We start from the raw sequence: 12,909 nt of genomic DNA on the forward strand, positions 1-12,909 counted from the left end.
CAGTGACTTTCGGTCATCTAGAGGCATAACCATATCCTTTCACTTGTTTAAAACAGACCTTCCTCTTTAAATCCTGTATGTGGATAACGACTGACGTGAATTCCCTATGATTAGCTCATAATGTCATTTGTTCATATTCAATTTGATCAATAACTCCTGTTAATGTCCTATTCTTATATTGGGCTAGGTAAAAATACTATCGGGAAAGGAGTCGTTATAAAAATGATAAATATGTCAATTAGATGGCGTCTTATTTTTCTTTCAACAGTTTCTGTATTCATTATGTTTGGGTTTACAGTCAATGAAGTGCTCAAGAACGATAAGAAGATGAATCACCTTGAAGCAACGCGAATTAAGGTGGAAGCACTTCAATCTTTTAATGCTGTTTCAAGTGGTGCTTATCAATGGTTAGTGCTGTCTAAAGACTCCCCGGAGAAAGATCCATTGTTTTTAGAGCTGCAAGCGGAAGTGGATAGGCTTGCTCATTACGAAATACAACTTCAACAGTTCGACAACAGTTGGACTGTCGAGACGCAGTTGATTGAGTTAAAGAGTGTGTTAAAGAAGCTCGCGCGGGTAACCACTAGTATTGACAGCGACGCATCACAGATTACTGTCAGTAACGCACGGCAAACAGAACGAGCCTTTGACCTGTTAAAAGGCGTGTTAATGGAGCTGTCTGAATATCGTGCCAATATAGTGGACGAAAAGATCAGCCAAACAGATACGATGTTTATCAATCTTACTCACTACGTGTTCTGGACTCAGCGAGAAGCGTGGCTGAGTTACCGCTTGTATCGTTCTCCAGAGCTGATTGATCAATATTTATTGAGCTATGTTGGTGCTTTAGAAAGGCAACAACAGCTGTTAGATACGTTTTTACGATCAGACAGTCACTCGCTGGAAATTAGCAAACTGTTAAACATGTTCTCCCAAGATGAATTTCAAGACCGATTTACTTCTCGGCTTCTCAAAGGTGACTTCTCGGCACCTGAAATATATGAACATGTGGAAAGTTTAGAGCGAAAGAAATTGGCGATCTCAAAGGCGGTTGGTGCTTATACCGATCAATTAAAGTTTGATTTGACAAAAAATATAGCGCTACAGAAAAGGCAAACGGCGGTTATGACATTGCTTATCCTTGTTGTTTCAGGTGCTTTGTTATGGCTTGGTGTCGCGACATCTTTGCGCTTAAATAGAAACTTATCGATTATCTTGAAAGGGGTGTCTGAATGCGCGGATAGTTACGGCAAGCCTAAGGTGATTCATATTCAAGGTAACGATGAACTTGCCGAGTTTACTGAAACCCTCAATCGAGTGATGGAACGTAACTATCATCACAACAAAGAGCTGATAATAGCAAAAGAAGATGCAATTTCGGCTAACAAGGCCAAGAGTGCATTTTTAGCGAACATGTCCCATGAAATACGTACGCCGCTTAATGGAATTATCGGTATGGCGGAAATTTTATCTCAGAGTCAACTGAGCGCTAACCAACAAGAGGTACTTGAGGATATCGAGTCGTCTTCACATTCGTTGTTGGTGTTACTCAATGACATTCTCGATCTTTCTAAGATAGAGTCGGGTAACTTAATGTTGTCGCCGCATAATGCCGATTTGCGAGAAGCGGTTTACGACTCTGTGAGCGTAATTTTGTCGAAAGCGATCAGTAAAGACATTGAACTCGACATCAACATTGATGCTCAAACCCCAACACAGCTGTTTTTCGATGAGTATCGTGTTCGACAAGTGCTAACCAATTTGCTGTCTAATGCTATTAAATTTACCTCAAAGGGCACGATTACGACGGACATTGCATACACACCTATGTCTTTGGGGCGAGGTAAGCTTGAATGCAGTGTGTCTGATAGCGGGATTGGGATTGAGCCAGAGAAGCTAGAGTCCATTTTTGAACCTTTCACTCAAGAAGATGGCAGTATTACTCGCCAATTCGGCGGTACAGGGCTAGGGCTTGCGATTTGTCGGCAGCTTGTTGACTTGATGGGCGGCTATATTACCGCACGCTCAGTGAAAGGAGGAGGCTCTACATTCACCTTTTGTTTGTACGTAGACACGGTCGAGGCTCACGCTCAAACGTTCGATAACCTAAGCCGTGCGACAATTATTTCTAATTCTTTCAATTACCTCGATCAATTGGTCAAAGAGTGCGAGCGCTTAAATGTTCGACCTAATGTTGTGTCATCCATTTCGGATCTTGGTGAGAGCCTGAAAGAAAGTGACTTGGTGCTTTATTGTCACACGCTGCATCACTCTATGAGGAAAGATCTTGAGGCGTTAAAGGCGTTGTATCCGCTGACTCGCGTTATTGTGTGCCAGCATCACCTATTTAAAACCAATCTAATCACAGAAACGGTTCACTCGACTCATACATTACCATTTTTGGGTAGACGCTTCTTAAACAGCCTACGATCGCTTGATGCTGGTGAAGTACAAACACCGACTGTGGAAGTAAAAGATGAAGAAGTTCGTTCTCTGAATCGACGTATTCTGATTGTTGAAGACAACCTGATGAATCAGAAGATAGCGAGCTTCTTCCTTGAGCAAGCGGGCTATGAATATTTGATTGCCAGCAATGGCCAAGAGGCGGTCGATGTCATCACCCAGGGCGCTCAGTTTGATGCCATTCTAATGGACTGCATGATGCCAGTTATGGATGGTATAACGGCGACTCGTGTGATTCGAGAGTGGGAGACAGATCAACAAACCCCACCACTACCCATTATTGCTTTAACCGCTAGTGTCTTAGAAGAGGACATCAAAAATTGCTTTGAAGCAGGTATGAACGCCTACTTGCCGAAACCTTATAAATCCCACCAACTGTATGATCTTTTCAGTAGCCTTGATATTGTCTAATGGTTCCAGTATCAAGGCTAGCGCTGTGTGATTTAGCGTACTTCTTGCCCAAGGCTGTATTGTGCAACACAGCGGCCTACGTAGCTGATTTTTAGTAACCCGGCCACTAATATGGTGCTGATGTGTGCGAAAATTTGAATGGGTAGTGAGAAGTAATCGGCCATCGGATAAGCAACAATAATACTGAGTAGCATTAGCAAGGCAGTGATCGCTAAACTGAAATTTGAAACAGAAAGTAGAGTTTGAAAGCGTTGAGTCATCGTCTTCATATTGAATTCCTAATTCCTAATTGCTATTAATAATTATGATACTTGTTATCAATAGCAATTAGCGTTCCAGTTATGTTTTTATCATCAAATCAATGGTTTAATTTTATTGTTTCTATTTTTGAGTCGTAATGACTCTATTTCTTTGTGTGTCTTTATGACCTATCCGTGCTCTTACCACTGTCTGAATCCACAAGTATCGATGTGGAATCGAACACCAGAATACAAACCCAGTCCAACGTTATTCTTTTGCCCAAATTCCGCATGAATCTTTTTAAGCTTCACGTGTAGATTTTCGCGAGTAATATCATTAGCAGGCACTAAGTCTAAAGCGCAGAACTCTAAGTGTTTACTTCGCAGTGCGCCACCCGCTTGCTTATTGTAGATATCGGTTCTTTCTCCAGACACAGGAATAACAACGCCAATCTCAGGCTCAATATATTGTTGAATGTACTTAAGGGTATTAATCATTTTTGGTACATGCTTTTTATTGGGTAGGGTAAACAGAGTGGTGTTGCTCATTGCCCAGTCGGTGCCTTGCAACAAGACTAAGTGCAGAGGCATGCTTTGGGTGATGCCGTTATCTTTGAGTTGCTGTCCGATCGCCTTGACTTGATCTTGGGCGTGGTTAAGGAGCATCCAACCTCGAAATGCTGATCTCGTGGGAACTTTGTAGCCATGAACATCGACTACGAGGTCGTCATAAGTGATTTCGGTTTCTTCGGTATAAAGTTTCTCAAATTTTTCAGGGTAAGGTTGCGTTGTTGATAGTGCCAAGGTAATCAGAATACTTCCGTACATAAAGTCTCTCCATCGCTTAGGTTCGCCTAGTTATTAACGTTCACCTAGTTACTTACGTACACTAAGGATATTACGTTCGATTAAGTATAGACGCCGGAATTTAGGCACAAAAAAACCCACTACAAAGAGTGGGTTACTAACATTGTTGCAAGTAAATTCGTTAGGTTAGATTACTTCTTACCTTGAGTTTGCTTGTCTTCTTCTGTTAGTTCACGAATACGACGGCTGATGTCGCGACGAGCTTTAGAGATCTCTGCACTCTTGATGATGTGATCATCAACGCGGTCTTCGTAGTCAGCTTTCATGTTTTTGATAATGCCTAGGATCTCGTCGTGAGTCATCTCTGGCTTGATGTAATCAAGTAGGTTATCAAGAAGGTCGACACGCTTGCGGTTGTCACGAACTTTCTTTTCGTTGTCTAAAAGTTCACGCTTAAGTTTGTTCTTACGTCGTGCTTGGTTAACAATTTCAAATACGCTGCTCATAGATTCCTTTTCCTAATCGTCAAATACGTTGTCTGGTTCTGATTAAAGCACATCAATTGATGATGTAACAGTATTTAGATCAAAGCAAAAGTAAGGTTGTTTAATTATTCATCACTCTCTCTAACGTACGATTGTTTTTATCTTACCGTTCAAGTTAGTATCCCATTTAGATACTGCATTGATACGACATGTGAAATGAATCAACAACAATTGGAAACAGAAGATTTGGGCGACGATGTCGTTGAATCTTCGGCAGAACAAAATAAGCTTCGTGATGCGTATGTACAAGAGCGCACTAATTTGGAAGTCGTGGAAATAGAGCTAAATCGTTCTAAGATCATAATGATTGATGAACAAGGCAGAAAGAAACGAGTACCGATTTTGTCTGAGCATTAGCCATAACTGGCTGCATTGTTAAATGTTGAGATGGAATTATCAAAATAATAAAAAGGAAAAACGATGAACACAGTACTTTCCCCAATTGAAGCGAGAATTATCGGTTGTTTGATCGAGAAAGAAGTGACTACTCCAGATCATTACCCACTGACACTAAATAGTTTAACAACGGCTTGTAATCAAAAGAGTAACCGTGAACCTGTGCTCTCTCTGTCTGAGTCAGACGTTTTAGATGCGGTTGATGGTTTGATCGGACGTCGTATGGTGAGCGATGAAAGCAGCTTCAACAGCCGAGTTAATAAGTATCAGCACCGTTTCTGCAACACTGAATTTGGTGATCTGCAATTTACAGAGCAAGAGCGTGCAATCATCTGCTGCATGCTGCTTCGTGGGGCCCAAACCCCGGGTGAGCTTCGTACTCGAACTGGTCGTCTTGCAAACTTTAGCGATGTGAAAGAGGTTGAATCAATACTCGAAAAACTCGCGGCAAGAGAAGCGGGTGCGTTAGTCGTGAAGTTACCACGAGAAGCGGGTAAACGAGAATCACGCTACCAACACTTACTGAGCGGCGAAGTAGACATTGAAGCGTTTGCGACGGCATCAGTAAGCGCTGTTTCATCATCTGCATCCAGTGAAAAGTTTGAAGAACTTGAATCAGAAGTCGCGAGCCTACGTGAAGAAGTGGCAGAGCTTAAGGCTCTGGTTGAATCACTGCTTTAAATGTCGGAATCTGACAAAAATGCGGATTGGGTCGTGTATTTGATCCGCAATCGACACAATGCTCTTTATTGTGGAGTGACGAATAACTTAGAACGTCGATTCGAACAACATCAAACGGGCAAAGGTGCAAAAGCCTTAAAAGGTAAAGGCCCACTTAAGTTGGTTTGGAGTATTGGTGTTGGGTCAAAAAGTGAGGCGTTAAAAACCGAATACGCGATCAAACAATTACCCAAATCTCGTAAGGAAAAATTAGTATCACTCAAACTAATCATTGAGTGGCAACAAGACAAAATTCAGTATATTCCAGTATCGTAACTTATCGTTAGAGTTCTTATTCTCGGCTGAATGTTAGTCACGTGAATTGTTGCAAGTTTACCACTTAAGTTATTGATTAAATGGTAATGTTTTTATTTTCAATTGAGTTGTTTTTATCTTAGGACTCATTAATCTTAGTCTCTATTCCAAATTTACACACTGCACATTTAGAATGGCATTCCAATTAGTATTAGACGCTATCATTTATCCTCGTTGTCCTACATAATATCTTTCAGCCATACAAAGAGATGGTGTCATGCTAGGTTAAAAAAATGAGCCAAAGTAGCTCATATAAAACGAGAAAAATATGAAACGTTTACTTATATTATTGGGAGTTGCCGTGTTTTCTGCGTCTGCTCTCTCCCACGGTACCCACGTCCTGAATGGCTATTGGGAATATCAGGATTACCTCACTACATTTCCAGAGCAAAAAGCATTGACCGATAAAATGGTTGAAGCTGTACAAAATCCCCCTGTGCCATTGAGGCAAGTTCAGGATGAACCTATCACGATTTCAGTTGTGTACCCGGGGCAACAGATCTCTGATTATTGGGTTCGTAATATCCAAGCCTTTGAGAAACGCCTAGATAAATTGAGAATTAATTATCAAATAAATCAGGTTTTTACTCGTGATAATGCCAACCCCTCTCAGCAAAGTATCTCTTTGCAAGAAGCGATTGAAAATAAAACGGATTATTTGATTTTTACGTTAGAGACGACGCGACACCGTAAGTTTATTGAACATGTGTTGAGCTCAACGGACACCAAGTTGATTTTGCAAAATATTACCACACCAGTACGTGCATGGGCCGATAGGCAGCCATTCATGTACGTGGGTTTCGACCATATGACGGGTAGTTTAAAGCTAGCGGATTACTTCAAACAAGTGAGTGAACCGGACAGCAAGTATTCTGTGTTATATCGTTCTGAAGGTTATATCAGTGATGCTCGTGGAGATACCTTTATCCATGATGTGAATTCTGATACTAACTTTGCTCTTAAGTCGTCCTTTTACACTAAGTCAAATAAAGAGAGCGGTTACCAAGCAGCTAAAATCAGCCTTGCTAACGATAAGGATCTAAACTTTATTTATGCATGTGCAACTGATATTGCTCTGGGCGCAGCAGAAGCTATTCGAGAATCTGGTCGAGATGTATTAGTGAATGGCTGGGGAGGCGGCTCTGCAGAATTGGAAGCTATAGCAAGGGGTGACTTAGATGTTACGGTCATGCGCATGAATGATGATACGGGTATTGCGATGGCAGAGGCGATTAAATGGGATCTTACCGGGTTGGAAGTTCCTACCGTTTATTCAGGTGAGTTTGAAATTGTGACTAAAGAGGATTCTCCAGATCGTATTTTAGAACTTAAGCAGCGAGCATTTAGGTACTCAGACCAATAATGAAAAAAAGCTACGCCATTACACCAAAGAATACTTTAGCCAAATTAATTACGCGTATCATTATTTTAGTGATAGGCGTGATGGCACTTGGCGTGCTTATTCATAACTACGAAACAAGCAGTAGGATCGTTAAGCAAGAGACGAATAGAACGGTTAAGCAAACTTCTAGCTTGATCCAAAACATGTTCGATTATCGTTTATCAGTACTGCAAATCCATCAAGACAGTAGCTCACACAGTGAAACTTTACGGGAGTATTTTGATACCAACAATGAAGAGGCTCTGAGCTACTTTTTTTATGGTGTTGACCAACGTGAGCCGGAACATGCTCCCGACTTACGCTTTGTTTCTACTTATAACGGTTTGGCTTGGGAAGATGGCAATGGTCAGTTCTATGGTTTGGATACGTCCAATTTAAAACATATTTCTGATGAGGTCGCTTTTAGCAGTAACTGGCACTTCATTCAGCTGGCTACGGATATCGGCAAGCGTCATTTGTTGGCTCGACGAACGCCTATTGTTGATAACAAGACTGGTGAAGTTCTAGGGCAGCTTTATGTTGCTATTGTTCTAGACAACAACTTTCCATTGGCTGAATCTATCCAGCAAGGCAGTAATTGCGAAAATATCGTCATTGAAGCGCATGGTACTCCGGTGACATCGACATTCAGTGGTGACGAAAGCTATACGATAAAAGACGTCCTCAGTTATAAAACGTATGAGCAACTACCTCGTCATTTCGTCACTATTGCAACCATTAAGATCAATGCTGTTGAAACTCCTCTAACCATTCGCGCGATCCAGAAAAACACTAACCTCATTGCACTCGAAGACAATTATGAACGTACCATCATTGTTATGATTGTGGTGATCATCATCATGTCTTTCCTTGCGCGAGCTTGGATTCAAAGAAGAGTCGCGGCAGAACTTGATAAGTTAATGGAGTTCACTCGCTCTGCAAGTGGCAATGAAGAGTTCAGCAAGTTTGATGGTTCAAATATTTTCGAATTTCACCACATTGGCTGCACGTTGGAAGATACTTTTGAGCGCTTATCTGAGCAACACCAAAAATTTCAAGATCTGTTTAATTTTGCGCATTCGCCAATTTTGGTTTGGTCCGAAAAAGGTGACTTAATTCAGATGAACCCAGCGGCTCGTATGGCGCTATTTGATGAAGATGATAACTATGGTGTAATGGCTCGAGAGTTTGAGCTCCGTATGTTGCCGAATATCCAGATGGTGGTTCAAGGCTCTAAACTAACGGGCATTAACGTGCCAATCGGCGAGAAGGTTTTTCGCTGGAACATGTCTGCAATCCGTGTTGAACACGGCATCAGCGGTGTGGTGGTGCAAGGTCAAGATATTACTAAACTTATAGAAGCAGAAAGACAGGCAGATCGAGCGCGTGAAGAGGCAGAGCATCTTGCCAGTGTGCGTGCAGACTTCCTCGCTAAAATGAGTCACGAAATTCGTACGCCACTGAATGGTATTCTCGGTGTCTCTCAGTTGCTTAAACGTTCAATACACAGTGAAGATAACCGTGATCAGGTTGATGTACTTTGTCATAGTGCAGAGCATCTACTGGCGGTACTAAATGATATTTTGGACTTTTCTAAGATAGAGCAGGGACAATTCAATATTCAGAAGAAAGATTTCCTTCTAGGAGAGTTGGTTAACACCTTAGATAGCATCTATCGCCCACTTTGTGAGGATAAATCCGTCGAGTTCACCATTGTGAATCACTTGGTTGATGACATCGAAATAAACACCGACCAGGTTCGCTTGAACCAGATCATGTTTAATTTACTGAGCAACGCCCTTAAGTTCACACATCAAGGCAGTATTTCCGTCAGTTTTGAAATCGAAAGTATCTTGAATACTGATTACGCTAGCTTGATTGTTCGAGTAAAAGACAGTGGCATCGGTATTGATGAGAGTAAGATCGATGCTATTTTTGAACCTTTTGTTCAAGCAGAAGAAACGACGACTCGGGAGTATGGTGGTACAGGACTTGGGCTTACGATTGTAAAGAACCTCGTCGATATGCTGGAGGGAGACATTCAAGTCCGAAGCGTTAAAGATCTGGGGTCTGAGTTCATTGTAGAAATCCCAGTGGAGTTACACTCCAAGCCTCTGTTAGCCGACGTTAAGAAACAAGCCAACATGGAGCCTGAGGCGTTGTTTAATCGTTCGTTGAAAGTGCTGTTAGTGGAAGATAATCACACCAACGCCTTTATCGCACAGGCATTTTGCAAAAAGTATGGGATGGTGGTTACTTGGGCAAAAGGTGGCTTGGAAGCGATAGAGCTAGCAAAAAGCACGGTTTACGATCTTATCTTAATGGATAATCAACTCCCTAATCTTGGTGGGATTGAAACCACAGAGCAACTAAGAGAGCAAATTGGCGTAACAGCTCCGATTTATGCGTGTACTGCCGATGCTCAAGAGTCAACAAGAGAAAGGTTCATGGCTGCTGGAGCAAATTATGTGATCGTAAAACCGATAAAAGAAGCGTCGTTGCACAAAGCTTTTGTTCATTTCAAACAACTGTACTGGGATGATACTCAGCATTAAGTCGAAGCTAGAAAGTGAGTCACTGATTCAAGTAAACAACGGCTTACTCTTGCTGAAAAACAAGATACACTGCTTCAGATATGTACTTGATGGAGAAATATTAAATGGAACTGCAAACCTTATTGAATACTCTGGCTGATACCCCAGAAAGCGTGCAATTTGAAGACACAATACAAGTGATAGAAGCTCATTATGATTTTGCTGAGAGTGAATTTCGTAATGGCGATGTAGTGAATGCCGCTGGGCAGAATAATGGTTCGTGTAAGATTTTTGCTTTTGGTTTAGAGCAAGGTCTATCTGCAGAGCAAACACTTGCTTGTTTTGGTCAGTTTTATCGTAATGACGTATTAGGTTTTCCCGAGAACACTGACCATCAAAATATTCGTAACTTCATGACTCATGGCTGGAGCGGAGTACAGTTTTCTCAGCCTGCGCTGATTGCAAAATCGAAGTAACCACTAACTAGATAACTATTAGTAAGTAGTAAGTAGTAGGTCGAAACTTAATGTCGTATCTTGAAGCGAGAGAACAACCTCTCGCTTTTTTGTATATGATGAACAGGCTCGTAACCTGCTGACTAGCTTTGCAAGCTATGGAACAGGCTCGTAAGCTACTGAATAGGCAAGGCAGACAGGCATTTACGGCACATGCACGCACCAGTTTTTGGAATGTTGCTAGTATCACGCTTCTCTAACTCAATACACCAACACGTCTCTTTACCCGCACTGATATCGCATTGAGCTGGCTCATGACACTGCGGACATTGGTGAGTCGAACTCTCGCCACTAAGGTTATCCATGACTGACATTCGTTCGTCTTCAGATAAGCCTTTCCAACCTATAATTTCATCCATTGTTCGAAAGCAGCCACTGCACATTCCGCCATTATTTTTACAAGCCGCTCGGCAAGGTGTTTTCATCTATCTAACCCATGATTCATTTGGGCTGAAATGTAGCATATTTGTTTCCTTTTTAAGAGTCATCAAACCAAAAACACAAGGGGCTGTTGAACTTTCGAGCTGATTTTTGCAGCATTTTGTGGGAAATTTCTACAAGGCAGAGGCTTTGAAGTGTAGCTAGCCTACATGAGAAGCCGATAACACAGTAGAAATGAACCACAAAGGCTGCCCGAAGGGTTCGGTTAGAATCGTTTTATACTTTGTTAAGATGTATTTACTTAGAATGACTAGGCTACATACATCTTGCCGCGCCTAAAACGATTCTATCTCGAACAAAAATTTAACCACGAAAGGTCAACAGACCCTAAGTAAAATCGACAAATGACCTCGTAATTTAAAGGCTTTTCATGTAGCATCTCGCCCCTTTTGTTGAGTGGGGGATATTATGTTTATTGGGTTTGATTATGGAACAGCGAACTGTTCTGTCGCGGCGATGGTTGATGGAGAACCAAGCCTGTTACCATTAGAAGGTAGCAACCATTATATTCCCTCAACGGTATTTGCACCTACTCGTGAGAGCGTTTCTGAGCACCTATTTCGCCATTTGAATATCAAACCGAGTGATGCGATTGGTGAGCAGGTGTTGCGACGTGCTATCGCTCTGAACCGAGAAGAGAGTATCGACCTAGTGCCAGAAGACATGGCATTTGGTCAGGCTGCATTGGACCTTTATTTGGAAGACCCTCGTGACGTTTATTACGTTAAGTCCCCTAAGTCTTTCCTTGGTGCCAGTGGATTGCATGATGTTCAGGTGAGTTTCTTCGAAGATTTAGTGTGCGCCATGATGGCGAATATCAAGCATCAAGCTGAAATCACGACTCAAGAGCCGATCAAACAAGCTGTTATTGGGCGACCAATTAACTTCCACGGTCGTGGTGGTGAAGAAGCAAACCGACAAGCCGAAGATATACTCTCACGTGCAGCCAAACGTGCAGGTTTCCTTGATATCGCTTTTCAGTTTGAACCGGTCGCTGCAGGCCTTGATTACGAAAGTACTCTGACTGAGAACCAAACGGTATTGGTTGTCGATATTGGTGGTGGTACCACCGATTGCTCATTGTTAGAAATGGGGCCAAGTTGGTCTGGTAAAGCGAACCGCACCCAAAGCTTGTTAGCACACAGTGGACAAAGGGTAGGGGGTAATGATCTTGATATTTACCTTGCCTTCAAACAATTGATGTCACCTTTCGGTATGGGTAGTAAGGGTATTTCGGGTATCGATATGCCGTTGACTCAATTCTGGAATCCAATTGCGATAAACAATGTAGAAGCTCAAAAAAACTTCTATTCAAGGGAAAACCTAGCCGCGTTAAAGTTACTTCGTAAAGAAGCTTCAGAGCCTCAAAAGTTAGACCGTTTAATGAAGGTCTATCACGATACTTTAGGTTACAGCATTGTGCGTCGGGCGGAAGAAGCCAAGATTGCATTGGCAGAATCCTCCCAATATCGAACAGCAATCAATGTTGCATCAGAGCTGATTGAAGTGGATATCTCCGTTGATCAGATGATAGAAGCGATTGACACGCCAAAATCTAAGATGATTGAATTGGTTAAAGAAGCGATTCAACAAGGTCAGAAAAAGCCAGATGTCATCTACATGACGGGCGGTTCTGCCCGTTCTCCTATTCTTCGAGAAGCAGTACAACAAGCCGTACCGAATGTGCCAATTGTGAGTGGTAACTATTTTGGTTCCGTAACTTCAGGCCTAGCACGTTGGGCTGAGGTTTGCTTCAAATAAGAATGTACTAACTTGTATTAGGGCAACCAGTCACGGATTGGTTGCCCTTTTTTTGTATTTTCTCTAGTGAACTTTCAATAAAGCAATAGCCAATAATTAATAAAGCAACTTATCCTAGTTCAAATTGGGAATTGTTTCACAAGGCTAAATATTTCAGTACGGTTCATTATGTTACAGGATGTTTCTAAGTTAATGGTATGTCGCAGAATGGTCTGGAAAGTCGTTTGTAGCTTAAGTGTCTAATGCTGTTTTTATGATTGGAAAATCAAAAAATCAAAGGTTTTTATATCAAAGAATACCAAAAATTAGCTTGAGGTTTGTTTTTAATGGTTTGTTTTTAATGGTATTTTTTGTTTTTATAGCGAGATTTTTTTTATTTTA

The 12,909-nt window shown here is 41.7% G+C and carries 12 protein-coding genes; 8 read left to right on the forward strand and 4 right to left on the reverse strand.

The window, feature by feature from the left end; genetic code table 11:
• The first annotated feature begins 282 nt into the window (after window positions 1-282).
• The gene (locus ACED25_RS03315; RefSeq protein ID WP_371694650.1) at window positions 283-2,874 is read left to right on the forward strand and encodes an ATP-binding protein; all 2,592 of its coding nucleotides are present in this window, start codon (window positions 283-285) and stop codon (window positions 2,872-2,874) included.
• Between the two features lie 32 nt (window positions 2,875-2,906).
• Here ACED25_RS03315 and ACED25_RS03320 read toward each other — a convergent pair whose 3' ends face one another.
• The 3 genes from ACED25_RS03320 to ACED25_RS03330 all read right to left on the reverse strand — a co-directional run bounded on the left by ACED25_RS03320 (window position 2,907) and on the right by ACED25_RS03330 (window position 4,426).
• On the reverse strand, window positions 2,907-3,143 hold the full coding sequence (locus ACED25_RS03320; RefSeq protein ID WP_009845678.1) for a hypothetical protein: 237 nt from the start codon (window positions 3,141-3,143) through the stop codon (window positions 2,907-2,909).
• 171 nt (window positions 3,144-3,314) lie between these two features.
• Window positions 3,315-3,941 (reverse strand): D-Ala-D-Ala carboxypeptidase family metallohydrolase, encoded by a 627-nt coding sequence (locus ACED25_RS03325; RefSeq protein WP_009845677.1) that lies wholly within the window; start codon window positions 3,939-3,941, stop codon window positions 3,315-3,317.
• A gap of 170 nt (window positions 3,942-4,111) precedes the next feature.
• Window positions 4,112-4,426 (reverse strand): DUF496 family protein, encoded by a 315-nt coding sequence (locus tag ACED25_RS03330; protein WP_004730049.1) that lies wholly within the window; start codon window positions 4,424-4,426, stop codon window positions 4,112-4,114.
• Between the two features lie 195 nt (window positions 4,427-4,621).
• On the opposite strand from ACED25_RS03330, the gene ACED25_RS03335 reads away from it, so the two are divergent.
• From ACED25_RS03335 to ACED25_RS03360, 6 genes are all read left to right on the forward strand, one after another.
• Window positions 4,622-4,822 (forward strand): hypothetical protein, encoded by a 201-nt coding sequence (locus ACED25_RS03335; protein ID WP_009845676.1) that lies wholly within the window; start codon window positions 4,622-4,624, stop codon window positions 4,820-4,822.
• Window positions 4,823-4,885: 63 nt separating this feature from the next.
• Window positions 4,886-5,542 (forward strand): YceH family protein, encoded by a 657-nt coding sequence (locus ACED25_RS03340; RefSeq protein WP_017100949.1) that lies wholly within the window; start codon window positions 4,886-4,888, stop codon window positions 5,540-5,542.
• Complete coding sequence (locus ACED25_RS03345; RefSeq protein ID WP_009845674.1) at window positions 5,543-5,857, forward strand: GIY-YIG nuclease family protein; 315 nt, start codon at window positions 5,543-5,545, stop codon at window positions 5,855-5,857. It begins immediately after the preceding gene.
• Between the two features lie 307 nt (window positions 5,858-6,164).
• The gene (locus tag ACED25_RS03350; RefSeq protein WP_371694614.1) at window positions 6,165-7,259 is read left to right on the forward strand and encodes a substrate-binding domain-containing protein; all 1,095 of its coding nucleotides are present in this window, start codon (window positions 6,165-6,167) and stop codon (window positions 7,257-7,259) included.
• Entirely contained in the window at window positions 7,259-9,832 is a 2,574-nt protein-coding gene (luxQ, locus tag ACED25_RS03355; protein WP_371694615.1) for a quorum-sensing autoinducer 2 sensor kinase/phosphatase LuxQ, read from the forward strand. The genes ACED25_RS03350 and luxQ overlap by 1 nt, the downstream gene beginning before the upstream one ends.
• A gap of 104 nt (window positions 9,833-9,936) precedes the next feature.
• Window positions 9,937-10,287, forward strand: coding sequence for a HopJ type III effector protein (locus ACED25_RS03360; RefSeq protein WP_017097028.1), 351 nt, complete (start codon window positions 9,937-9,939; stop codon window positions 10,285-10,287).
• Window positions 10,288-10,442: 155 nt separating this feature from the next.
• Here the strand turns inward: ACED25_RS03360 and ACED25_RS03365 are convergent, their stop codons facing one another.
• Complete coding sequence (locus ACED25_RS03365) at window positions 10,443-10,751, reverse strand: DUF1289 domain-containing protein (RefSeq protein ID WP_371694616.1); 309 nt, start codon at window positions 10,749-10,751, stop codon at window positions 10,443-10,445.
• A 424-nt stretch (window positions 10,752-11,175) separates the two neighbouring features.
• Between ACED25_RS03365 and yegD the strand changes: the two genes are divergently transcribed.
• Window positions 11,176-12,528, forward strand: a complete 1,353-nt coding sequence (gene yegD / locus ACED25_RS03370) for a molecular chaperone (RefSeq protein WP_371694617.1) — start codon at window positions 11,176-11,178, stop codon at window positions 12,526-12,528.
• Window positions 12,529-12,909: the final 381 nt, after the last annotated feature.

The organism is Vibrio sp. 1F263 (assembly GCF_041439035.1).
Taxonomy (GTDB): domain Bacteria; phylum Pseudomonadota; class Gammaproteobacteria; order Enterobacterales; family Vibrionaceae; genus Vibrio; species Vibrio tasmaniensis_A.